The 25,281-nt window shown below is 39.7% G+C and carries 19 protein-coding genes and 1 pseudogene; 17 read left to right on the forward strand and 3 right to left on the reverse strand.

The genetic code is table 11. The features are described 5' to 3' along the window. Position 1: 1 nt before the first annotated feature. From tagH to COJ96_RS24260, 3 genes and pseudogenes are all read left to right on the forward strand, one after another. Positions 2 to 787, forward strand: a pseudogene (gene tagH, locus COJ96_RS24250) (teichoic acids export ABC transporter ATP-binding subunit TagH); the annotation flags it as partial. Between the two features lie 84 nt (positions 788 to 871). Beyond that, a complete protein-coding gene (locus COJ96_RS24255) occupies positions 872 to 1,618 on the forward strand; it encodes a WecB/TagA/CpsF family glycosyltransferase (protein WP_098576373.1) in 747 nt (248 codons plus the stop codon). 227 nt (positions 1,619 to 1,845) lie between these two features. Beyond that, positions 1,846 to 2,895 carry a glycosyltransferase family 4 protein gene (locus COJ96_RS24260; RefSeq protein WP_098576374.1) on the forward strand — a complete coding sequence of 350 codons (1,050 nt, stop codon included), beginning with the start codon at positions 1,846 to 1,848 and terminating at the stop codon, positions 2,893 to 2,895. A 120-nt stretch (positions 2,896 to 3,015) separates the two neighbouring features. On the opposite strand, the gene COJ96_RS24265 is transcribed toward COJ96_RS24260, so the two are convergent. Then, positions 3,016 to 4,023, reverse strand: coding sequence for an LCP family protein (locus COJ96_RS24265; RefSeq protein WP_098576375.1), 1,008 nt, complete (start codon positions 4,021 to 4,023; stop codon positions 3,016 to 3,018). Positions 4,024 to 4,167: 144 nt separating this feature from the next. Continuing rightward, positions 4,168 to 4,800 (reverse strand): YigZ family protein, encoded by a 633-nt coding sequence (locus COJ96_RS24270; RefSeq protein ID WP_098576376.1) that lies wholly within the window; start codon positions 4,798 to 4,800, stop codon positions 4,168 to 4,170. Positions 4,801 to 5,124: 324 nt separating this feature from the next. Here COJ96_RS24270 and COJ96_RS24275 point away from each other — a divergent pair, with 324 nt between their 5' ends. The 7 genes from COJ96_RS24275 (at position 5,125) to hpf (ending at position 12,564) form a co-directional block, all read left to right on the forward strand. Beyond that, complete coding sequence (locus COJ96_RS24275) at positions 5,125 to 6,267, forward strand: sensor histidine kinase (RefSeq protein ID WP_098576377.1); 1,143 nt, start codon at positions 5,125 to 5,127, stop codon at positions 6,265 to 6,267. Positions 6,268 to 6,331: 64 nt separating this feature from the next. Further along, a complete protein-coding gene (locus COJ96_RS24280; protein WP_098576378.1) occupies positions 6,332 to 7,018 on the forward strand; it encodes a response regulator in 687 nt (228 codons plus the stop codon). Between the two features lie 121 nt (positions 7,019 to 7,139). Continuing rightward, the gene (locus COJ96_RS24285) at positions 7,140 to 7,988 is read left to right on the forward strand and encodes a DegV family protein (protein ID WP_098576379.1); all 849 of its coding nucleotides are present in this window, start codon (positions 7,140 to 7,142) and stop codon (positions 7,986 to 7,988) included. 559 nt (positions 7,989 to 8,547) lie between these two features. After that, positions 8,548 to 9,555 carry a nuclease-related domain-containing protein gene (locus COJ96_RS24290; protein WP_142333044.1) on the forward strand — a complete coding sequence of 336 codons (1,008 nt, stop codon included), beginning with the start codon at positions 8,548 to 8,550 and terminating at the stop codon, positions 9,553 to 9,555. Beyond that, a complete protein-coding gene (locus COJ96_RS24295; protein WP_098576381.1) occupies positions 9,525 to 11,012 on the forward strand; it encodes an ATP-dependent helicase ComFA in 1,488 nt (495 codons plus the stop codon). Before COJ96_RS24290 ends, COJ96_RS24295 begins: the two co-directional genes overlap by 31 nt. A 14-nt stretch (positions 11,013 to 11,026) precedes the next feature. Next, positions 11,027 to 11,746: a ComFC family protein gene (locus COJ96_RS24300; RefSeq protein WP_098576382.1), complete on the forward strand. Its 720-nt coding sequence runs from the start codon at positions 11,027 to 11,029 to the stop codon at positions 11,744 to 11,746. 269 nt (positions 11,747 to 12,015) lie between these two features. Then, positions 12,016 to 12,564 carry a ribosome hibernation-promoting factor, HPF/YfiA family gene (gene hpf / locus COJ96_RS24305; protein WP_098576383.1) on the forward strand — a complete coding sequence of 183 codons (549 nt, stop codon included), beginning with the start codon at positions 12,016 to 12,018 and terminating at the stop codon, positions 12,562 to 12,564. Between the two features lie 267 nt (positions 12,565 to 12,831). Here hpf and secA read toward each other — a convergent pair whose 3' ends face one another. Next, positions 12,832 to 15,342 (reverse strand): preprotein translocase subunit SecA, encoded by a 2,511-nt coding sequence (secA, locus tag COJ96_RS24310; protein WP_098576384.1) that lies wholly within the window; start codon positions 15,340 to 15,342, stop codon positions 12,832 to 12,834. Between the two features lie 523 nt (positions 15,343 to 15,865). On the opposite strand from secA, the gene COJ96_RS24315 reads away from it, so the two are divergent. From COJ96_RS24315 to COJ96_RS24345, 7 genes are all read left to right on the forward strand, one after another. Continuing rightward, positions 15,866 to 17,260 (forward strand): cytochrome c3 family protein, encoded by a 1,395-nt coding sequence (locus tag COJ96_RS24315; protein ID WP_257148623.1) that lies wholly within the window; start codon positions 15,866 to 15,868, stop codon positions 17,258 to 17,260. A gap of 29 nt (positions 17,261 to 17,289) precedes the next feature. Then, positions 17,290 to 18,444, forward strand: coding sequence for a cytochrome c3 family protein (locus tag COJ96_RS24320; protein WP_098576386.1), 1,155 nt, complete (start codon positions 17,290 to 17,292; stop codon positions 18,442 to 18,444). A gap of 112 nt (positions 18,445 to 18,556) precedes the next feature. Then, entirely contained in the window at positions 18,557 to 19,267 is a 711-nt protein-coding gene (locus tag COJ96_RS24325) for a tetratricopeptide repeat protein (protein ID WP_098576387.1), read from the forward strand. A 15-nt stretch (positions 19,268 to 19,282) separates the two neighbouring features. Next, the gene (locus COJ96_RS24330; RefSeq protein ID WP_098576388.1) at positions 19,283 to 20,245 is read left to right on the forward strand and encodes a 6-bladed beta-propeller; all 963 of its coding nucleotides are present in this window, start codon (positions 19,283 to 19,285) and stop codon (positions 20,243 to 20,245) included. Between the two features lie 106 nt (positions 20,246 to 20,351). Further along, the gene (locus COJ96_RS24335; RefSeq protein WP_098576389.1) at positions 20,352 to 21,518 is read left to right on the forward strand and encodes a cytochrome c3 family protein; all 1,167 of its coding nucleotides are present in this window, start codon (positions 20,352 to 20,354) and stop codon (positions 21,516 to 21,518) included. A 308-nt stretch (positions 21,519 to 21,826) separates the two neighbouring features. After that, positions 21,827 to 23,008 carry a cytochrome c3 family protein gene (locus COJ96_RS24340; protein ID WP_180230240.1) on the forward strand — a complete coding sequence of 394 codons (1,182 nt, stop codon included), beginning with the start codon at positions 21,827 to 21,829 and terminating at the stop codon, positions 23,006 to 23,008. 233 nt (positions 23,009 to 23,241) lie between these two features. Next, positions 23,242 to 25,140: a cytochrome c3 family protein gene (locus COJ96_RS24345; RefSeq protein ID WP_180230241.1), complete on the forward strand. Its 1,899-nt coding sequence runs from the start codon at positions 23,242 to 23,244 to the stop codon at positions 25,138 to 25,140. Positions 25,141 to 25,281 lie beyond the last annotated feature (141 nt).

Consider the following 25,281-nt stretch of genomic DNA (forward strand, 5'->3'; position numbering starts at 1 on the left):
AATGAATGAAACAGTAAATGTCAAAAATGTTTTTAAAAAGTATAAGATGCATAGGTCACCAAAAGAAAAACTTCTCGACGTAATTTTACCAGGGGGGTATGGGGAGGATTTTTATGCACTTCAGGATATATCCTTTACTGCCAATCGCGGTGATGTAATTGGTCTTGTTGGGGTTAATGGTTCTGGTAAGTCGACTTTGTCTAATATTATTGCAGGGGTAATTCCCCCTACTTCCGGCGAGGTCATCACAAAAGGTACAACCTCAATTATTGCCATTTCCTCGGGGCTTGATAATCAATTAACAGGCAGGGAAAATATAGAATTAAAATGTTTAATGCTTGGTTTCAAAAAGAAAGAGATTAAAGATATGGAACAGGAAATCATTGATTTTGCCGATATAGGCAAATTTATTGACCAGCCGGTTAAGAAGTACTCAAGCGGGATGAAATCTCGTCTTGGTTTTGCAATCTCTGTTACCGTGAACCCTGATATTCTCATCGTTGATGAAGCTTTGTCAGTAGGAGATCAGGTTTTTGCAGAAAAATCCAAGAAAAAGATGTTTGACTTTAAAGAAAAGGGAAAAACGATTTTCTTTGTTAGTCACTCCATGAGACAGATAAAGGAATTTTGTGAAAAGGCAGTTTGGCTTGAGTACGGCGAAATAAAAGAATTTGGTCCTGTTAAAGAGGTTATTCCAAAATACGAAACCTTCTTAAAGAAATATAAATCAATGACTGATGTGGAACAGAAAAAATTCCGTGAAGCAGTAATGGAAAAACAAAGAGGCTTAGCTACAATTTAAATAACTCGCCAGTGGGCGAGTTTTCTTACATAAATAATTTTGAGGAAAAATGTTAAGAGGATTCTAAATATGAAAACTAATTTGGTTAATATATTAGGGATTAACTTTTTAAATAAAAGATTTAATGAAGTAGTGGAAATACTTATTAAAGCCATTCACGACCAAAAAAAGTACTTCATCGTAACGGCAAATCCAGAAATTGTTATGTATGCAAATGATCATCCAGAGTATCTGACGATTGTTCAATCCGCTGATATGATTGTCCCTGATGGTGCTGGGATTATTATTGCTTCGAAAATATTGAATCAACCTATTTATGAGCGTGTCACTGGATATGACTTAACTATTCGACTTCTAGAGGAGGCGAATAAGAACAAATGGAGCATCTACCTCTTGGGTGGAAAGGAAGAAACAAATCAAAAAGCTGTAGCAACTATCCAAAGGCAATTTAACCAGATACATATTGCAGGCAGCCATCATGGTTTTTTTGATTGGCAGAAAAACACAATAACCTCTGAGATTAAAGCCAAAGGTCCGGATATTATTTTTGTTGCTTTGGGTTTTCCTAGACAAGAAAAATGGATTAAAGAAAATCTTCCGCATTTTTCAAAGGGATTATTTATGGGGGTGGGGGGAAGCATCGACGTGCTCGCTGGCGAAGTCCAACGGGCCCCGCGAATCTGGCAGAAAATAAACCTCGAATGGTTTTATCGTTTGATTACTCAGCCTTCAAGGTGGAGAAGAATGCTTGCCATCCCTAAATTTTTATCACAAATTTTTAAAGTAAAATTAACGAGAAAAAGAACTGAAGGTTAATAAAAAATGTAACTTTTTGTAGCATTCTTATGTCTTACATTATAAGAGAATATATTGGCATTAATAGGTCTAATTATTTTGTTATAGTCGTAATTTTTCGACAATTTATTAACTTATACCAAAGTAAAATTGGGTGTGCTATAATATGTTCGTTGTAGTGTACTTAGAAATATGTGCCTGTTTCTAAAATTTATTAATGGGGCATTATACTAATAGGGAGGGTCTTCATGTTATATCTGACCTTAATATTATGTTTTTTATGCTCCATTTTAATTACTCCAATTGTGAAAAAATTGGCTTTTAAATTAGGAGCAACGGACAGTCCTAATCAACGCAAAGTACATTCTAAAATTATGCCGCGTTTAGGCGGGTTAGCGATTTATATTAGTTTCCTTTTCGGTATACTAATTCTCCAACCATATAGCCCCTACCATGCAGCCATTATTGCTGGGGGAGTCATTATATTGGCTACTGGTATGTTAGATGATATCTATGAATTATCAGCCAAAGTAAAATTTGCTTTACAAATCATTGCAGCTCTGATTGTTGTTATGTGGGGCGGCGTGGAAGTTGAATTTATTAACTTACCGTTTAACGGCTACTTAGAATTTGGGATCTTCAGTATCCCGATTACTGTCATTTGGATTGTTGGTGTTACGAATGCCATCAATTTGATTGATGGTTTGGATGGTTTGGCCGCTGGTGTATCCTCAATCGCCTTTATCACTATTTCTGGAATGGCGATTGTGATGGGGAATGGCTATGTAGTCGCAATGGGGACAATCCTTCTAGCAAGCACGTTAGGATTTTTGATTTATAATTTTCATCCAGCTAAAATTTTTATGGGTGATTCTGGTGCTCTTTTTCTTGGATATATGATCTCGGTCCTTTCATTGCTCGGTTTTAAAAATGTAACATTAATCTCGTTTGTTGTTCCAATCATTATTTTAGGTGTTCCCATTTCAGATACATTCTTTGCTATCATTCGTCGAATTTACAACAAGAAATCATTAGCAGCTCCAGACAAATCCCATTTACACCATTGCTTACTAGAACTAGGGTTTACACATCGTGAAACGGTTCTGTTAATTTATGCAATGAGCGCCATGTTTGGCCTTGCAGCCTTTATTTTTACCATCACAACCGTTTGGGGTTCAATCTTAATCATGACCATTATTGTGCTAGCGATTGAACTATTCGTTGAAACGATTGGATTAATTAATAAAAATTATCGGCCGCTCCTCCGTATTATGGGGTTACTGAACAAAAACAGGTAAATCTAATAGAATAGTTAAAAAGGGTAAATCTCAACTGGATTACCCTTTTATTGTTTTCTTTTTCTCGAAAGTTATGCAAAAAATAGAACCCGGATTCTTTAAAGATCCGGGTTCTTTGATTTATTCTGTTTCTGTTTCTGTTGTACTTGCTGTTGCCGTTGAGTTTAGATGTGCTTTCAGTTTAGATTTTGTTTCTTCTAAAGCTGCTTCGTCAAGTTGATAATAATAAACACGATCAATATAGGAGTCAGATCCTTTTAGTGACATCGATTCAACATCAATTCCAGATCCAGCCTGGACATAGCTGATAAATGATTTCATTTGATCAAACGTTAAGTCTGTCGACATGTTTTTCCCGACCGCTTCCATGACATCGGTGTAATTGGTAATGGACTTAATGGAAGCACCTTTGGCGAGAATCGCCTTAAAGATTTGCTGCTGGCGAAGACCTCTTTGAATATCATTATCAATTTTTCTGGTCCGTGCAAATGCCAGAGCTTCTTCACCATCTAGTTCTTGTAAACCTTTTTTCAAGGTAATAGCTTTGGCATGGTCCTTGGAATCCTGTTCAGAAAAGGTGAACGGGACATCTACTTGGACTCCATCAAGAGCATCAATGACATCAATAAACGCGTTAAAGTTCATTTTCACATAATAATCGACAGGAACATCAAGTAATTCTTCGACTGTTTCAAGCGTCAGTTTTACGCCGCCGTACGCGTGGGCGTGATTAATTTTTGTATAAATATCCTTCTCAGGAATATGAACATAGGAATCACGTGGAATACTTAATAGTTTAATAGATTTATCTTCTTTATTAAAGGTAGCCAGCATTAACGCATCGGAACGAGAACTGCCGCTCGCCTTCCGTTTTTCACTGTCATCTACACCAATAAATAAGATCGATGTATTTTCAAGTTTAACATTGGTTTTTGTTGCCTTTGTATCGCGGTCAATCGGCTTGTAGGATTTATTCATAACAGATTCTGCTTTGTTATATAGAAATCCTCCGTATGCTGTTGCACCGACAATCAATAATAGAATCGGCATGATAATCCATAACAAAATTCGTTTTCGTTTTTTCTTACCTTTTTTCTTATTCTTATAAACCTGTCTATTGATAGACATAGATTGCCTCCTAGTATAAAGTAGAAAAATGTCAGCTTTTGTTGAAAATCTATTCTATTTTATAATATTTATAGAGATTGGTAAAATGAAATTTTTTGTAAATTTAAATTTCCTTCATTTGGACAAAGTGAAAGCAGAGAAAGCCTAAATATCGGTTTCCAGATAGGTCATTTCTCCTTTTGCCATTTCGGCTTGTCCATTTGTTAATTCAGTGATCCATTCTATAAATGTCTGCTGCTGTTCCTCTTCCACAAATACTTCAAATTCGACATTTTCTTGGTATTGAATATTCTTTAGAATATAAATGGACGATCTTAATTCGTTTTCAATCTTTCCAAGCCAAGAATAATCAATTGTAATATGGAAGACCTGCATCAACTTTCTTTCGACGATTCCGACAGCATCTAGTCCTTCCGATGTAGATTTCCCATAAGCGCGGATTAGACCGCCGGCCCCTAATTTGATGCCGCCAAAATAACGGGTAACGACCACGGCAGTATCCTTTAGTTTTCTTTTTTTCAAAACCTCAAGAATCGGCACGCCAGCTGTACCGCTTGGTTCTCCATCATCATTGGCTTTTTGAATTTGATCATTCTCACCAATGAGATAGGCAGAACAGTTATGGGTGGCATCCCAATACTTTTTTTTCAAGGCTTGAATGAATTCTTGTGCTTCCAATTCAGTTTCCGTTCTTTTGACGTGGGCAATAAATCGTGATTTTTGAATAATAATTTCATGTTCACCAGCTTTTTTGACTGTATGATATCGAGGCAGCATTCAGTGAACTCCTTCCTAAATTTCATAATGGTGTAATATAACTTTAATATGGCAGTAAAATATACATGTTATAATAAAACAGATAAAAGTAGTAAATACCTGTGTTATGGGGAAATAGTGCCACTCCTATTATACTACTACTATTTACTGAAATTAATGGTAACGTGTATGTTAAGAATAGCAAATTGATTCAAACCATTGTATTATATGTTACAAGGAATGTAGGTAAAAATCCAAAGATAATGAAATCATTTGTTTGAAATTAAAATATTGTTTAATGATAGCGTCCAAGCGATTATTGCTTTTCTTATCGGAGGAATGGGTATGAAGATTAAGCAAATCAATATGAAATCAATTGATGAAATTCGTGAAGAAATGATTGAAACCGTTACTTGCAGTAAAACTGACATCTTCCGGATCGGTGAACAATGCCGTCAGGATTATGAAAATATGATCAATGAATTAGATAATATTAAGCAGATGATGGTAAAACTCACAAATGAAGGCGAGGAACTTGAAAAACAGGTCCTTGAAGCGCGGAGCATGCTGTCAGAAGTCAGTATGAATTTTAAAAATTACTCTGAAGAAGAGGTCCGTGATGCCTATGAAAAAGCCCATCAACTGCAAATGGACCTATCTATTAATTGGCAATACAAAAAGCAGCTTTTGGATAAAAGATCCGACCTTGAAAATCGTCTAGTAGGGTTGGACGAAACGATTGATCGTGCCGACCAGTTGATATCGCAAATTTCAGTCGTAATGAATTACTTGACCAGTGATCTGAAGCAGGTTGGCGAGGTACTTGAACATGCCAAAGCCAAGCAAGATTTTGGATTAAAGATCATTGAAGCACAAGAAGAGGAACGCAAACGGCTTTCAAGGGATATTCACGATGGCCCCGCCCAAATGCTTGCCAATGTAATTATGCGTTCGGATTTAATTGAACGTGTCTATAGGGAAAAAGGCGCGGATGAGGCTTTTTCTGAGGTTAGTAGCTTTAAAAAAATGGTTCGTTCGGCACTTTATGAAGTCCGGCGAATTATCTATGACCTTCGTCCGATGGCATTAGATGATTTAGGTCTCGTCCCTACCCTCAGAAAATACTTGCGAACCATCGAAGAATATCATAACCAATCAAAAATTGATTTTGTGAATATCGGACTAGAACGCAGGCTTCCGACTAAGTATGAAGTCGCGCTCTTTCGGATGATACAGGAATCAGTGCAAAATGCATTAAAACATGCTAATGCCTGTGAAATCAAAGTACGGTTAGAAATAACCAATGCATCCATTACTGTCTTAATTAAGGACAATGGTATCGGTTTTGATATCACAGAAAAGAAACCTGAGTCATTTGGCATGATTGGAATGCGAGAGCGGGTTGACCTGCTTGAAGGTGAGCTTACCTTTGATTCAAAAATAGGTAAGGGGACCGCTGTGCTGATTCGAGTCCCACTAATTAACTAGAAAACTATGAACCTACCGTCAGTGGAGAAAATTTCGAAATTAGAAGGCTAAGGAGGCGTTAAAATTGACTACCAAAATTGTCATTATAGACGATCACCAACTATTTAGAGAAGGCGTTAAAAGAATACTAGAGTTTGAAAAATCGTTCCAAGTTGTCGCAGAAGGTGAGGATGGCAGCGAAGCATTAAGATTAGTAGAAGAATTCCAACCTGATGTGGTCATTATGGATATTAATATGCCACAAGTGAATGGTGTCGAAGCTACGCGTGATTTGGTCGACAAATACCCTGACACGAAGATTATTATCTTATCCATTCATGATGATGAGAACTATGTGACCCATGCCTTACAAACCGGGGCCATTGGTTACTTATTAAAAGAGATGGATGCAGATGCCTTAATTGAAGCGGTCAAAGTTGTCGCTGACGGCGGATCGTATTTACATCCAAAGGTTACTCATAATTTAGTAAACGAGTACCGCAAGCTGGCAGCGGGTGTCGCCCGCAGTGGCGGGGCTTACCTCCAAACAATGGAAATTCGCCGTCCATTGCATTTATTGACACGCCGTGAATGTGAAGTACTTCAAATGCTTGCCGATGGTAAAAGCAACCGTGGTATTGGCGAAGCTTTATTCATCAGTGAAAAAACAGTTAAAAACCACGTCTCCAACATTTTACAAAAAATGAACGTCAATGACCGCACCCAAGCTGTTGTTGTCGCCATTAAGAATGGCTGGGTCGAGGTTAAGTAAGTAGAGTTAGTTTGGGGCATGCTGAAGAGCATGTCCTTTTTTATTTGGGGAATTAATGCAATTTCTCCAAATTTCATATAAAATACCATATAGAGTTAAAAAGATAAGGATGGTATTTTTTATGAAGACAGCCGTCGTCACGGATAGCACTGCGTACATCCCAAAGGATCTACGCGATAAATGGAATATACATATGATCCCGTTACATGTCATCTTTGGTAACGAGGTTTACCACGAAGAAGTGGATATTACTTGGAGGCAGTTTTACGAAGAGGTTAAGATGAAAGAGCTGCCAACCACTTCCCAGCCACCCATCGGCCAGTTTGTTGAGCTTTTTGAGAGCCTTGCAAAGGAGTATGATGCGGTCATTAGCATCCATCTTTCCAGTGGTATCAGCGGCACCTTTCAAGGGGCAGTCGCGGCCAGTTCGATGGTAGAGGGCATTGCAGTGCACCCCTATGACTCTGAAATCAGCTGCATGGTGCAGGGGTTTTATGCAATGGAGGCAGCAAAATTGGCTTCTGAGGGCGAGGATCCAGGAACGATTGTGGCTCATTTAGAAGCATTAAAAATGACGGCCCGTGCCTATTTCATGGTGGACGATTTAGCTCATTTGCAACGAGGGGGGCGTCTCTCGAGTGCCCAAGCCTTTATCGGCAGCATTCTTCAAGTGAAACCACTGCTTCATTTTGAAAACAAAGTCATTGTTCCATTTGAAAAAATCCGCACCCGTAAGAAAGCGATGAAACGAATCGTTGACCTTCTTGATGAGGATGCGTCCAGTGGTAACAGCTATCAAGCTGTCATTATCCACGCCAACCGTGAGGAAGAGGCCAGGGAATGGCGCGACGAGCTGGCAGTCGCGTATCCTAATGTCGAATTTACAATCAGTTACTTCGGCGCCGTCATCGGTACCCATCTCGGCGAAGGAGCCATGGGCCTGGGCTGGATGAAAAAATTAGATAGGTAAGCAAGTTCGTAAATTAGTAAATTAGTAAGTTAGTTGCCATTCCGTCCTTTGGTCCGGAATGGTTTTTTAATTTTGGGGGTGGTGGGGGAATGGGTTTTGAGAAGTATTAAAATGGGGTTTGGCGAAATCAATTGAGGATTCGGCGAAATAAGCCCGGAGGACGGCGAATTTCATCCCCAGTTTGGCGAAATAACACCTATAGTCGGCGAAATCCAGGTCCAATCTGGCGAAATCCCCCGCCACGAGAGCAATCCTAAAAAACGAGTCAAAGAATGTGACTCGAAATCTCTGAAATAGGTAATCAAAAGGGGTTTGGCGAAATCAATTGAGGATTCGGCGAAATAAGCTCGGAGGTCGGCGAAATCCATCCCTAGTTTGGCGAAATAACACCAATAGTCGGCGAAAGCCGGGTCCAATCTGGCGAAATCCTTCCAGCCACAATAGAAAAGACATCAAACTGACACATATCCATAAAAAATTCCCATGATTAAGCAGGAAATAATACAAACTTTGTAGAAATTTCTCAAAAAAGGTAAGGGAGCTGACGATTAACTTGATCATGAAAGATTTAACCCCACCCCAAAGACTATTTTTAACAGAAATCCTAAAACTACGTCTCATTATCGGCCATAGAAAATATCAAGAAATTGAAAAGGACCTAGCCAAACGATGGGCTGGTTACTGGGGCGAAGTTGCCTTAGCAAACTACGTTAAAGAACTTCCAAAAGATATATACCTCATCTTCCATGACCTCCAACTCCAATACAACAGCATACACTTCCAGATCGATACCCTTTTACTTTCGCAAAAATACATCCTTATTATTGAAGCCAAAAATATAGCAGGCACATTGATATTCGATAATACTTTTAAACAACTCATCCGGAAAAATGAGGATGGAACAGAAGAATCCTTTGAGGACCCGCGTGTTCAATGTCAACGACTTCAATCACTCCTAAGGAATTGGCTGATCAAAAACCATTGCCATTTACTCCCTGTTGATACTCTAATTTTTTTCAAAAGCACAAGTACTATTTTGAAAACGAACTCTGGAGACAAAATGGATTCATCAAAAATATGCAAAGGAAGAGACATCTTTAATAAGATTGATGGCATGGACCAACGATATAAGCATGAACGAATCGATATTGAGACCATGTCCCAAATCGGCAACCTACTTCTAAGCCAACACAGCCCAAAACCAATTGACATTCTAAAAGAATACAATCTAACAGAAAAGGATATACGCAGTGGTGTTTGCTGCCCAAATAACGAATGCAATTATATTCCGATGAATTACAAAAGAGGGGTTTGGATCTGCCCTGCCTGTCATATGATCTCGAAGAATGTCATTCTAAGAACCCTCAGTCACTATTTCTACCTCTACAAGCCAACAATCACCAACCAAGAGGCAAGAGGCTTCCTGCATCTCCCAACCATTCATACCACACAAAAACAACTTCATAAACTGGATCTAAAAAAGTCAGGGAAAACAAAAGATCGTCTTTATTATCTCAATCCAGAGAAGGTGCCCCCGTGCGTTTTATCATTAAAAACAACCTATTAATACCAGCGGCCATACAAGAAGACTCATTCCCAATCTCTAAACTATCCAGCATCCCTCAGCCGCCACTCCATCCAACGTTCTCCTACAATCCAGACCTTCAGCAGCTTCTCACCGGCAAACAGCTCCTCCCTGAGGATATCCCATTTCCATTCGAAGAAATCCAAAGCCATTATGAAAATGGCTGTATCACCTACCGGAGTGGAATTTACTATGAAGGGAAAAAGCCAGTTTGTGCCCGTTGCGGCAACAAGGAGGCGCACTGGTTTGCTGCCTACCCATGCTCAAGATGTGGAGAAACCTGTCTCTATTGCCGCCATTGCATTATGATGGGAAGGATCAGTGCGTGCACCGCTCTTATCGGTTGGAATGGGCCGGTGCCTGACACCAACCTTCCCGCAACCATCAAGCATTGGCAGGGGACGCTCTCTAAGGGGCAACAGGTTGCATCGGACCATGTAACCACCGCTATTTTGCACAATCAAGAGCACTTAGTCTGGGCTGTATGCGGGGCAGGGAAAACCGAGGTTCTTTTCGCTGGGATTGAAGCGGCACTTGCTGCTAAAAAGAGAATCTGCATTGCCACGCCTCGGACTGATGTCGTCTTAGAACTCACACCCAGACTGAAATCTGCCTTTCCTGAAATAAAGATTGCATCCCTTTACGGTGGAAGTAAGGACCGCCATGTCTATGCTCCCCTTACCATTGCAACCACTCACCAGCTGCTCCGCTTTTACCAGGCCTTTGATGCCATTATATTGGATGAGGTCGATGCTTTTCCGTATACTGTCGAGGAATCGCTTCAGTATGCCGCCATCCAGGCCCGAAAACCGTCCTCCGCCATGATTTACCTGACTGCTACACCCAATCAAAAATGGCAAAGGGAATGCCGCACTGGAAAACGCGCATTTACCACAATCCCAGCACGTTTCCATCGTCATCCGCTCCCGGTCCCTAAGTTTGAATGGTGCGGCAATTGGCAAAAGCAGCTGCAAAAAAATAAGCTCCCGGCCAACGTCCTCCGCTGGATAGCTGAGCGGATTCATGCCAACAAGCAAGCCCTAGTGTTTTTTCCCCATATCCCTTTAATGGAAAAAGCTCTCCTTATCTTACGCCAATTGGCTGCATCCGTAGAAGCGGTCCATGCCGAAGACCCTGACCGTAAAGAAAAGGTGCTAAGAATGCGCGCCAAAGAAATCCCATTGCTTTTGACGACGACGATTCTTGAACGGGGGGTAACCTTCCCCAACATTGATGTCGCAGTGGTAGGTGCGGAGGATGCAGTTTTTTCAGAAAGTGCCCTTGTCCAAATTGCTGGAAGGGCGGGGAGGAGTAAGGATTATCCAGAGGGGGTAGTGACCTATTTTCATTATGGAAAAACCGAAGAGATGATAAGGGCCAAAAAGCAAATCGTCTCAATGAACCGGGAAGGAATCAAAAGGGAATTACTCGACAAGTAAAAGGAGGTTTAAAAATGGCCCTATTCCATCAAAACTGCTGTCTAATTTGCCATGATGTTATTATGCCAAGCATCAGCTGGCAAGCTATTTTCTCCATTGATAAGGAACATCACATTTGCCCTGTTTGTGAAGGGAGTTTAGAACAAATTCTCGGCGACCAATGCCGAATATGCAGCCGGCCGTTTTCGCAAGTAAATGATCAATTTCGAAATGGGGACGTGTGTCATGATTGCTTTCGTTGGGAGGAAGATCCAAAATGGCAAGGAAGCCTGGAGAAAAATCATTCCTTTTTCCTGTATAATGATTTTTTAAAAGAAGTAATCGCAATGTTTAAATTTCGCGGTGATTATGCATTAGCAAAGATATTTTCGGAACTTTTCAAGCGAAAGATAGGCGAATTATCTCCAGACCTACTGGTGCCTATCCCATTAAGTGACGAACGACAATATGAACGGGGCTTTAATCAGGCAACGGCTCTAATAACAGGAGCAGGCTTTTCCCCAACATCCATGCTTAGTCGCTTACACTCTGAAAAGCAATCGAAGAAATCTCGGTCAGAACGAATCCATCTTCCGCAAGTGTTTCAGGTTCTTCCTGATGTTCATGCAACAGGAAAAAAAGTTGTCCTAATTGACGATATCTATACAACAGGCTCCACACTAAGGCATGCTGCTAAACTATTGAAGGAGGCAGGTGCAGTCAGCATTCAATCGCTGACACTTGCTCGGTCGTAATCTTTCAAAGCGGTCGGAATGTTCCTTTTACTCGTAGCAAGTTTTGTACTAGATAGTTATCTCCATAAAGATTACAATAATAATATTAAATAACCTTTCATTTTAGTGCTAATTACCAATTGATTTCAAAAGTCGTGCAAAATCTTGTCACTATCTTCCCTTTGTTTTTGTCAATAAATCGACAAAATTTTTGTTCTGATTTAGCAGGATATTCATAGGGTAAAATAGAAATGTTAATACATAGCCGTAACTAAAGGAGGAATCCACAAATGAATTATAACGTTCGTGGTGAAAACATTGAGGTAACTCCAGCAATTAGAGAGTATGTAGAAAAGAAAATCGCAAAATTGGAGCGCTATTTTACAGAAGCACCTGATGCAAAGGTAAATGTGAATCTAAGATTCAATCAAGATAAAACTTCTAAAGTAGAGGTGACAATTCCGCTGCCGCAACTTGTTCTTCGTGCTGAAGAAACAAATGTTGACATGTATGCTGGGATTGACTTGATAACTGACAAATTAGAACGCCAAATTCGCAAGCACAAGACAAAGGTAAACCGCAAATTCCGCGAAAAAGGCGATTTTCCAATTACATTTGCAACAACTGAAAACACGGAAGTACATGATTTAGATGAGGATGAATTAGAATTAGTTCGTACAAAGCGCTTCGACCTAAAACCAATGGACAGTGAAGAAGCCATTCTGCAAATGAACATGCTAGGCCATAGCTTCTATGTGTTCACAAATGCAGACACACATCGTACAAATGTTGTTTATAAGCGCCGTGACGGCCGTTATGGTTTAATCGAGGCACATTAAACATAGATTAAAAGAAGAACGCTGCTCTTACACGGAGCGGCGTTTTTTTATGTATATATACTAAATGCGTACATGTTTTTTGTTAAACGTCCCGTCTAAAGTTATCCCCATGTGGATAACCTAGGACAATTGAAATTTACTCACAATTCTGTGAACGATATCCACAATTTTCAGAACATATCAACAAATCTCCACCACTTATCTACAAATCCTATAATCAAAAACAAAAAAGCCAGCGATAAATCGCCGGCCCATCAAAACAAAATCTTATTTTCCTGCCCCGCAGCAGTTTTTGTATTTCTTGCCGCTGCCACAAACACATGGATCATTACGGCCTACATCAATTTGCTTTACTTTTGGCTTTTTCTTAACGGCTTCACCGTCTTCTTTTGGATTCACTGCTTGCCCTTTTGCTACCTCTTGGCGCTCAAGATTGTTGCGGATCTCGGCCTTCATGATGTACATGGCCGCTTCATCCTCAATCGATTGAACCATCGCTTCAAACATCGCAAATCCTTCATGCTGATATTCTCGAAGCGGATCAATTTGCCCATAGGCTCGTAAATGAATCCCTTGACGAAGCTGATCCATTGCATCAATATGATCAATCCACTTGGAATCAACCGCACGCAGTGTTATAACCTTTTCAAATTCGCGCATTTGCTCAGGTAAGAGAATCTCTTCTTTTTCATCATAACGTTCCTTCACTTTTGCAAAAATCGTATCACGGATTTCGTCCGGGTCTTTTCCTTTCAAGTCATCCACTGTGATGTCACCTTCATGGAGAAGAGAGGCATTCACAAAATCGATGATGGCTTCGAGATTCCATTCTTCTTCATCCTCATGGCGTGATGCATGTGCATCAACATTTCGCTCAATGGAGTTTAAAATCATCTTTTGAACGATATCACGGAGATTTTCAGACTCTAGTACTTCATCCCGCTGGTTGTAGATAATTTCACGCTGCTGACGTAGTACATCATCATATTGCAAGAGTTGTTTACGAGCATCAAAGTTGTTGCCTTCTACACGTTTTTGCGCGGACTCAACGGCTCTTGATACCATCTTACTCTGAATCGGCTGTGTATCATCCATGCCAAGTCGTTCCATCATTGCTTTCATATTATCTGATCCAAAGCGGCGCATTAGTTCATCTTCCATGGATAAGTAGAACTGAGTAATACCTGGGTCCCCTTGACGGCCAGAACGTCCACGCAGCTGATTATCGATCCGTCGGCTTTCATGTCGCTCCGTTCCGATAACGGCAAGTCCTCCTAATTCTAATACCCCTTCACCAAGCTTAATGTCTGTACCACGCCCCGCCATGTTCGTTGCGATGGTGACGGCGCCTTTGTGGCCAGCTTCAGCAATGATCTCCGCTTCACGTTCATGGTTTTTCGCGTTCAACACATTATGGCGAATCCCTTTTTTCACTAAATAATTGGAGATGAGCTCAGACGTTTCAATCGCGACCGTCCCTACAAGTACAGGCTGTCCCTGCTGGTGACGCACTGCAATATCCTCGACAACGGCACGGAATTTACCATTCATAGAAGAGTAAATTAAATCAGGACGGTCATCACGGGCAATTGGTCGGTTCGTAGGAATAACAATAACATTCATGTTATAAATGTTACGGAATTCTTCTTCTTCCGTTTTGGCGGTACCGGTCATCCCTGCTAATTTTTCATACATCCGGAAGTAGTTTTGGAATGTAATCGTAGCCATGGTCATGCTTTCGTTTTGAACTTCGAGTCCTTCTTTAGCCTCAATTGCCTGGTGCAAGCCCTCGCTGTATCGGCGCCCTTTCATTAAACGGCCGGTGAACTGATCAACGATGACAATTTCGCCGTCTTGGACCACATAGTCAACGTCAAGATGCATACTGACATTTGCTTTTAAGGCTTGGTTAATATGATGGTTTAAGGTGACGTGGGCCATGTCGAAAAGGTTATCAATGCCGAAGGCTTTTTCAGCTTTACTAATTCCTTCCTCTGTCAACATAACGCCTTTTGTTTTTTCATCGTACGTATAATCTGTTTCTTTAGAAAGCATCTTAACAAAGCCATTCGCTTGAATATAGAGGACAGCCGATTTCTGTGCTGACCCTGAGATAATTAATGGTGTCCGCGCTTCATCAATTAAAATCGAGTCAACTTCGTCAATGACTCCGAAGAAAAGTGGGCGCTGTACTTTTTGCTCCTTATAGAGGACCATGTTATCACGCAAATAATCGAAACCAAATTCGTTATTCGTACCATACGTAATATCAGCGGCATATGCGGCTTGTTTTTCTTCCTTATCCATACTATTTAAATTTAAGCCAACCGTTAAACCGAGGAATTGATATAATTCGCCCATTTCGGCAGCATCACGGCTTGCTAAGTATTCATTGACAGTAACAACGTGAACCCCCCGACCAGAAAGTGCGTTCAAGTAAACTGGCATGGTCGCAGTTAACGTTTTACCTTCCCCTGTTTTCATCTCCGAAATGTTCCCCTCATGAAGAGAAATCCCCCCCATTAACTGAACATGGTACGGATATAAACCAAGGACACGCTTGGCACCTTCACGGACAACGGCAAACGCTTCAACCAAGAGATCATCTAATGATTCTCCGTTTTGATAGCGTGATTTGAACTCTTCCGTTTTCTCGCGCAGTTGGTCATCGGTCAACCTTTCTATTTCCGCAGCCAGTGCGTCAATTTTCACCGCAAGCTTGTCTAGCCGCTTTAGCTCACGCTTGTTCAAATCAAACACTTTATCTAAAATCCCCATATCTGATGAACGCTCCTTTTTATCGAGACTAATCACTATTTTAAAAAATCCATTCAAGAATATTCGCTATTTTCCTTTTATATCTTACCATTTCCACAATACAGTGACAACAATGATAGCGGGAAGCAAGATTCGTACAATCATCTATTATATTTCCTTCCAAGTCAAACACTTCAGCTTGGACTACTTCGATAAGTTCGAATTTTCGTCAAATATGACAGATTGATGACGTAATTTTGAGAATGTACCTCAACTAGAGATTCAACTAGTAAAAAAGCATGAAAACTGTATAAAAAGTGCGGATAATGAATAAACATTCGACTGTATGCAAAGTAAACAATATTTACGTAGTATTAAATATTATTGTAATAACAACATTTGTGCGTTGTTTTTAGTAGAAAATACCCATTTGTTTTGTGTGGGTAATTATTCACAAATTGTACATTGGAATATACTCTTACAATGTTAGATACTACCTTTAGAGAGGTTACTATGGAAAATAAAGAGAGAGATAGAATCCAAAATGGGAAGGGTGAATCTAGTGGCCATTTGGGGGAAAAAGAATAAAGATATAGATCCCGAAAGTAGAGAAGATAGAAAAAAAACGGGCCTGATTCGCAGATTATGGCAAAAGTTTCGAGGGATTGACTGGAAGAATCCAGTTAACAGGTGGAAATTACTGTTTGTTTCACTTGTGGGTTGTATCGTTGTTTTTGGTGGAGGGTATGGAGTTCTAACCATGACCAACTCACCGACATTCTGTGCAAGCTGTCATGAAATGGCGCCTGAATATTCAACGTTTACAGCAAGTGCTCACAATCAGATTTCTTGTGTACAGTGTCATATCAAGCCAGGTTTCACCAACATGATTACGCACAAAATGAAGTCGATGAAAGAAGTATACTACCATGTTACTGGTGTACCTGAACAAATTGTTCAAACCGAAGAAGAAGCCGTTTCAAACGAAAACTGTTTGCAATGCCACTCGAAAAATCGCCTAGTCACAGCGTCCGGAGACTTAAAAGTAAATCACAAAGGTCATATCGAAGAAGATATCCCTTGTATTACTTGTCATGCCGGTGTAGTCCACGCGAAAATGGCAACTCGCGGAATCAACGTTGAAGAAGTTCGCGGCGAATGGACAAAGGAAAGTGCTGAAAAATTAATGGAAAAGAAATACTTGAGACCTAACATGGGTACTTGTATTGACTGCCATGACAAAGTAAATAATGGCGAAAAGCCTTGGAAAGATCCAGCGTATAACGTTCCAGTTAATCCGGAAGAAGTGGAGAAAAAGCTCGAAGAAAACGATAAAGATGCAACAAAAGAAACTGCAAAAGAAGCAACTTCAGAAGCCGAAACAACGGAAGCAGCAGCAGCATCTAATGCGAAGACACAAGATATTATTTTACAAGCAATCGGAAAGCAAAAGAAAGATGTTAAGATTTCGATGGAATGTGAAACTTGTCACAAACAAACCGAAATTCCTAAAACACATAAAAATGTAGATTGGGGCAATAATCACGGCGGCACTGCTATTCAACAGCTAGATAAGTGTATGAATTGTCACCAAGATTCAAAATGGGTAAGGGAAATTCCAAAAGAAGATATCGTCTCCCTTCTTAAAATGGGAAATCAAAAGGTGAAGTACACACCAAATGTTTCACTTGCAAAAGAACAAGCACGTACGAACAAATTCTGTAGTGCCTGTCACTCCGATCGTCCTGAAAGTCACGGCGATAGCGATCAGTGGTTGACTTCTCATGCTAACAAAGCAAAAACAAAAGAGATGAAAGCGGAATGTTTCGTTTGTCATGATCGTGAAAAGCCAAAAGCAGACACAACCAATGCAAAAGCACCAACGGATGTTTACTGCCAATACTGCCATAGAACTGGCTTTAAAGATGATAAGAAATAAGAAGAAAATGTTCAAAAGGAGGGAAAATAATGGAAGAAGAACACATGAACAAGACCTCCCCTCCACGGACTCGCTACAAAGTATATAAATATTTAACAGTAGCACTGCTATTTATCGTCGTCTTTTTCTCACTGGGACTAATAGGAGTAGAAACTACCTCGAGCTCGAGTTTCTGCTCCTCATGCCATGAGATGAAGCCGGAGTATTATACGTGGAAGGCGTCCACACATAGTGAAGTGGATTGCGTTAAGTGTCACATAGGCTCAGGTACGGAAGAATATGCAAAGGCGAAAGCAAATGGACTTATGCAGGTGTATAAAAAAGCGACACAAACCTACACAGCTCCTATTAGAATGCCAAAGGAAATACCCGATAGCGCGTGTGAGTCCTGTCATGATGTATCTAAACGTGAAGTCACAGCATCTGGGGATATCATCATTCCCCATGATAAACATCAAAACAAAGATATTGAATGCATTCAATGTCATAACGGTGTGGCCCACGGCAAAATCGCAGACCGGAAAATGACATTCCAAACGGATTATGAAAAATGGGACACGAAAACCGGTACCTCAGCGATGGCGGATTTAAAATTCACCCGCCCGGATATGGACACCTGTATTGATTGTCATAAGGCACGTAATGTAACCATTGAATGTTCAGCGTGTCATAAAACCGGGATGGTTCCAAAAAGCCATAAAGCAGAGGATTTTAAAACCAAAACACATGGGAAACAAGCTGCAGAGAATCTAATGAAGTGTAATCAGTGTCATAGTGATATGTCAAAGGAACCCCTAAAAGGTTATGAAGATGTATCAGTTATTGATCGTTTCCTTAATAATAATCAAGTAAAACAAAAGAATCATTATAACTATGCCAAAGAGAATACTTTTTGTAAGGATTGCCATAGCAAACGACCAGCAAGCCATAACGGTAATTTCTTTGATAGCCATGGTGCAACTGCTAACAAAAACCAAGAATCGTGTCAAGCATGCCATGAAGTGAAAAGGTCGAATGAAACAGGTGGAAACCAAGTTACCTGCTCCTCCTGTCATCCAAGTAAACATAGTCAAAAGACAAGTTGGAAGGTTAACCATCCGATTTCGTTAGAAGGAGTGTCTAAACCATCGGCGAAATGCTATACCTGCCACGCAAAAGTCAGCTGTGAAAAGTGTCATAAGTAGTTGTGTACAATTTAGCTCTACCTTTGATTGGAGATTAATAGGGTTCTTAACATTTCGAACAAGTCTATCAGAGGTTATTCGAAAAAACAAATGAAATTCGAGGTGGATACTAATGGAAGCTAGAGAGCTGCCGATCAATCCAGAACCGGAAAAGAATGAAAGAACGAAGTGGAAGAAAGAGAAGAAAAAGTATTTTACAAAGTTACAGGCTGCACTGCTTCTTATCGCGACTTTATTAGTAAGTTTGGGTGGCGGCTACTATATAAGTGACAAATATATCTGGTCTGATGCAAGTCAAGAAAGGATGGATGAACAGCTAGACTATTATAAAACATTAGTAGATTCTGAACCGAATAATCCAGAGCACCGAGTCAATTTAGGTTATACCTACTTTCTAAAAGGTGATAACGATAATGCGATTAAGCAGATGAAAGTCGCAACTGACCTTGACAGCAAATACTTTGGAGCTTATTTCAATCTTGGTCTTGTCTATATTGATGAAGAAAGATACAACGATGCATTAAAGCAGGCACAAAAAGCAGTCGAATTAGGACCACGTAATTTTAAAGCGCATTTGTTATCAGGTATGGTATATCGAAATTTAAAAATGTACGACGAGGCTGCTAAATCACTTAAAGAAGCCCTTAAGTTAATGCCAACCAACACAGATATCATTACCGAAATTGGCAGAGTGGAAGAAGATCAAGGTAACAAAAAAGAAGCAGAGAAATTTTTCAAAGAGGCTTTAAACTATGACCCGCTTTATAAACCTGCGTCTGAAGGCTTGGAGAGAATTGCTGCAAAGGGAAAAGACAACAAATAGAAGGAGCTGACCACTTTGAAAAAGAGAACCGTTTATATATTGATGAGTAGCATTGTCGCACTTTCCGTTGCCTTTTTTGCAGCAGTCTATTTCTTGAATTTAGAGTCGACAATAAAACCGATTGTTGCAAAGGTTGATCCGAGCGGACCGCCTGTGTACACAAATTCATTATATGGTGAGTTTAACAAACCACTTAACAAACCAATGGATGTTGTGAAAATTGGGGAATTCGTTTATGTGAGTGATACAAATAACAAACAGGTCCAAGTATTTGATCAGTCTGGTACTTCTGTATTCAATTTTGGTAAAGAAGGAACCAATAAAGGCGAATTTAAATTTCCTTATGGGATCGCTGGAGATAAAGATGGCAACATTTACGTTGCAGACTTGTACAATGGCAATATTTCTATTTTTAATTCAAAAGGTAAGTTCATTAAATACTTTGATGATCAAAAGAAAGTCCTTAAATCACCGGGCGGACTTCGAATAATCGATAGTAAGCTTTATGTCACCGATATTAAGGCGAATAAATTATTTGTTTTTAATTTAGATGGGAAGAAAGTAATGGAAATAGGCGGAGCTGGTGCGGAAGAAGGGAGATTCATCGCACCAAATGCTGTCGCAGTTGATAGTGATCAACAAATATATGTAACAGATTCAGGGAATAATAGAGTTCAAATTTTCGATAAAGAAGGTAAGTTTATCAAAATTATTAACGGTTCGGAAGACGGCAAAGGGGATCCGACTTTCCTAAATCCAAGAGGAGTAGCTGTGGACTCAAAAGGAAATGTATATGTCGTAAACAACCTTGCCCACAATATCTCAGCCTTCGATAAAGAGGGAAAACATTTATTTGAATTAGGTGGAATGGGAACCGAAAATGATAAGCTGTATCTCCCGAATGGTTTGTATATTGACGATCGAGATACTTTATTTGTAACAGATACAGTAAATCAAAGGGTCTCCGTATTCTATTAATTCCCTTTTCGATAAAGGAGGTGAAAACAAAAGAAAAATCTCAGTTTAGCCTTTATAGTTCTATATTAAATTAGAGAAAAAGAGAGAAATTTGGGAGGTTTTAAAAATGAGTAAGATTAGATTGGGTTTATCAACTGTATTTATGCTTATTTTATTGGGCATATTCAGTGCTGTGGCCTTTGCAGAGGATGGAGTTCCTCCAACCCCAACGAACCCAGCACCTGGAATCCATGTTGGTCAAATTGATAACAATGGTAACCTAAGTACACACAAAACACATGGTAACTTCCAAAACAACACAAACTCTTGTGCAAACTGTCACAGTACACACAACGGGGAAGATGAAATGTTGTTAATGAAGGAAGGAGAATATGATCTTTGTATGTCTTGCCATGATGGCACAATGGGCTTCTATGATGTAACGAAAGGAAGCGGTGCAGGTACTTTTGATGATTCACACTTAAGCTCATCCATGCACAATGTTGATTCATCTATCAAAGTCGGAAGTGCTCCTGGTAAATATCTAAATAATTCAACTGCGGAGTTAGAATGTTCCAGCTGTCACAACCCACACGGTTCAGCAAATGACAGACTATTAAATGAAACGGTTGCAGGTAAAGCATTTGCTACATCTATAGTTAATGGTGTACAAACATCTGCTCCAATAGGAACAAAAACGATTGCTCTTGATTTACAAGACGATCCAGAATACGCGGAACTAAACGCTTTAACAGGTACCGGCGGCCTGAAAATTACAAAGTCCAATGGCCCTAAGGGATTAGCTAGTTACAATGGTGTGAATGATAAAATCTACTATTCTCAATTCTGTGGAGCATGTCACGATGATTATTTTGCGAAGAGAAATGTAGGTAGCAGCTCTAATCCTATGCCTGGAAAACCAAGTACAGCTTCACCAATCACTGCAACACATACTCACGATACCTACACACATACAACTAATAGCGCGAGCCAAGGTAGAAGTTGTGCAGCTTGTCACTATGCACACGGTACCGATGCTACCATTATGATGGATGCAGTCGGAAATAAAGTTGCAGATTATACGAAGGCAGTTGCAGACGGCGGAAAAGGCTGGTCTCAAGAAAAAGCAGAATCGTATATGAAAGATGTAAGTGTGAAAGGATCTTCATTAAAGAAATTTACAAACAACGCTGTATGTTTTGCTTGCCACGGATCTAACATTGCAAAAGGACAAATTGATCCGCAATACCTTGATGGAACTGGGGCTCTTAAAGGTAAAGCAAAAATTAAATAAGGTGCTGATCAACAAATTTCTTTTATTGAAACATACTTAAACAAGGTAGCAATATAAAATTGTTACCTTGTTTTGTAAATCGAACATAACAGAAAACTACCTATTTTACCTCCTAGATGGTTTGTTTTCTAATAATATATGCTTTTTTATATTGACTATGAAACTCAAAATTATAAGTCTTTTTAAGGGGGTGATATGGAAAAAAGAAAAAACTTATCATTATTAACCTATGAAAAAAAGAGAAAAAGAGAGAAAAACAGACAAAGTTTTATGGGAGGTTTTTTAGGATGAGTAAGTTGAAATTTAGTTTGTCTGCATTTTTAGTGCTTGTATTAGTGAGCATGTTTGGTGCGTTTGCATCTGCAGCAGAATTCACCCCCACTTCAACAAACCCAGCGCCTGGGATTCATGTTGGGGACGTTGATAACGCCGGAAATACCAACACACACAAAACACATGGTAATTTCCAAAACAACACTAATTCTTGTGCGAACTGTCACAGTACCCACAACGGGGAAGATGAAATGCTGTTAATGAAAAGCGGCGAAAAAGAACTTTGTATGTCGTGTCATGATGGTACAATGGGCTTCTATAACGTTAAAGTTGCTAGTGAAGCAGGTGTAATTGACTCTCACGAAATGAATGCCTCAATGCATAATGTTGATTCAGATTTAGAAGTAAAAGCAGCTCCTGGTGCATTAGCTAATACATCTACTGCTACTTTTGAATGCTCAAGCTGTCATAATCCACATGGATCTGCGAACGACCGTTTATTAAATGAAACTGTCGCAGGAAAACAATATGGTAACAACTATAATGTTACCATCGTTGGATATACTGAAACCATTACTAAATTGAATAAAATTCCAGTGGGACAAAAAGCAATTAAGCTTAATTTAGTAGAAGATCCTGCATATGCAGACATCAACAATAGCAGTACTATGTCTGGGTTAAAAATTTACAAATCAAATGGTATTTATAATAAACCAGCTGACGGATTAACACAAGCACAGGTTTATGACTACAAATTAAATTACTCAGAATTCTGTGCAAGCTGTCATGATGACTACTTAAAGAATAGAGAAAATGGACCGAGAGAAATGAAAACCACTCAAGGTCACGAGCTATTCACACATACAACAAACAGTACGAAGCAAGGCCGCAGCTGTACAGCTTGTCACTTTGCTCACGGTACTGACATTACAACATTACGAGACACAGCAGGTAAAACAATTGAAGATTTACAAAAACCAGTTGCAGATGGTGGAAAAGGCTGGACTGAAGCAACAGCGAAGGCTTACATGAAAGAAGTAAGTCCAAAAGGCTCATCCTTAAAGAGATTCACAAACATGTCTGTATGTTGGGCTTGTCACCAATCTACACACCAAATCGCCAATACACCTGGAACAACAAACTATCCAAATACTACAGATTATAAAAACTACTTAGTACCTGGTGGAGATTACTCAGGTAAAAACTTAATTAAATAATAAAAAAAGCTAACAAATAGCCCCACTATTTGTTAGACTTCACTAGGTTTTACAGTAAAGATTTAAAAGTAAACAAGGTGGCAATATCACTATTGTTACCTTGTTTTATTATTGCACCCGCGTGAAGAAATTGTCAAAAATATTTAATTTACCTATGAAAATTAATGTTAATTCAGTTGATATAATAGATATGAAGTTTATATCTAATTTACGAAAAGTAAAGGATGAATAGTATGAAAAGGAAGAACTACAAACGAAAGCTTATCGCATACCTTGTTATTTGGAGCGTTGTTCTTAGTTCCCTCCTTTTTAGTTCTCCTGATAACATTGTTGTATCAGCTTCAGCTGTTCCTGAAATCCAGATATTAACTCCAAATGAGGGCACTTTGTTAAATGCTCCACTAGTTGAATTTACTGGAACTATTTCGGATGATCTAACATCTGCAGATAAACTCACTGTCAAGGTTTTTGAACAGCCGGAGGATTCACAGCAGCCTATTGATATTACGGGTGAAGGGAAACTATCGATGATTCCGAACGGGACCGCTGCAGACTTCTTATACTCAAAAGATTTTAGTGAGGGAGTACATGCCGTTACATTCGTCGTCACAGATGAGGATGGGGTAAGCGCTAAGGCAGAGCATACCATTACTGTTAAGTCCGAAGGGACAGTGACAAACGAAGATACTCCTGTAACAGTGACAACAGAAGATACTCCTGAAACAACAGATCATGTATCAGACAACCCAGTAACCTCTACTGAGGAAGCAATGCCAACAACTGATGAGAGTTCTGCATCCACCGAAAAAACAATTACATCCCAGGCAGCCATTGAAGAGGAAGGGTCAAGGCCATATATGTACAAAATGTATCTTATTCCAAAAGATGCGGCCGATCAATATGAACCTGGGAAGAGTGTACCCAGCAGTTTTCTTCCTGTAGAGGATATGACTCGAGTACCCTTGAATTATGTGATATTAGTAGATGTAAGGAGTACCGAACCATTAACTAAAACACAACCATTGTTAACATCTTTTGGAGATATTAAAGGAGACGAGGATTTAATTGCTATAACTGTAATAACAGATAATCTCAAATCCTATGTTTATACATTTACACCTGATCTAAACTTTAATCCCGGTACTACATATGATGTATATCTTAATCCGAAGTTCTCAACTGAAACAGAGAAGGTGATTATTCCTCGATTCCTTAAATTCACTACTGTTAGTGATTATAAAAATACCGAATTTCAGGTCGACCGGGCAGCAGATGAAACAATTGATAATGATTCTATACACGGACCGTTTTCGGTGGTAACCAGTGCATGTTCCTTTTGCCATAGTACCCATAATGGAACGGATGAGTTCCTTCTAAAGGGGGGAAAGGGTTCTACTGAAAACGATATGTGTATGGCTTGTCATGATGGAACAGGCTCACCAAAGATAGAAGACAATAACAGTCATAGTAAACACTATACAGGTTCTACTGTAAGTTGTTCTAGTTGTCATGATCCACATAATCCAGGGACGAAACAAAATCCAAACAGCCTGCACCCTAAGGAAGGGAAGGATCCTTATTATAATTATAAAAAAGCAGGTACCGCTACTGGTGCTCTAAGTGACTACTCCTTATGCTTCAGCTGCCATGGGAATGGAAAAAAGACAAATATTGAAAAGTATTATAGTGATGGAACCCTTAAAAGCCAATCGGGTCATAATTTTCAGGCACAAACGGAGAGTGGTATCTCGTTAAATGGGCAGTTTCCATGTGCCGAGTGCCACGAGACACATGGAGCAGCCAATATTAAGATGTTAAGACCAGAGCTAGGAAATACCAAACTAAGTGGCCAAAAGCCTGAAAGTGATCAGCTTGATGATAATTGGTTTAGTAAATCCACAACTAATTGGGATGCAGATGCTCAACGAAAATTTTGTCTATCTTGTCACAATGGCAAAACAGATCTTTATGGTAAACAAGGCAAAGCCATATACGATAAAGAAACAGGTGATCCAATTAATCCAGCCAATGACGGTCATGATCGAGAAAGCCAAAAAACTTGCGCTGAATGTCACAGTGATAGTCAATCCTTTATGGAAACAGCACATGCACCTAAAAGGATAACTCCATAAAAAAACGAGCGGACACTCCGCTCGTTTTTTGGCTGTGTTAGAGGTTATTGTTGATTTTGACACTTTGTTGATTGCAGTGGAAGGCGGCGAAGACTCCTGCGGGAGTACGGGACAGGGGAGACCCCGCAGACGCTGAAAGCG

Source organism: Bacillus sp. AFS073361, assembly GCF_002567005.1.
Classification (GTDB): domain Bacteria; phylum Bacillota; class Bacilli; order Bacillales; family Cytobacillaceae; genus Neobacillus.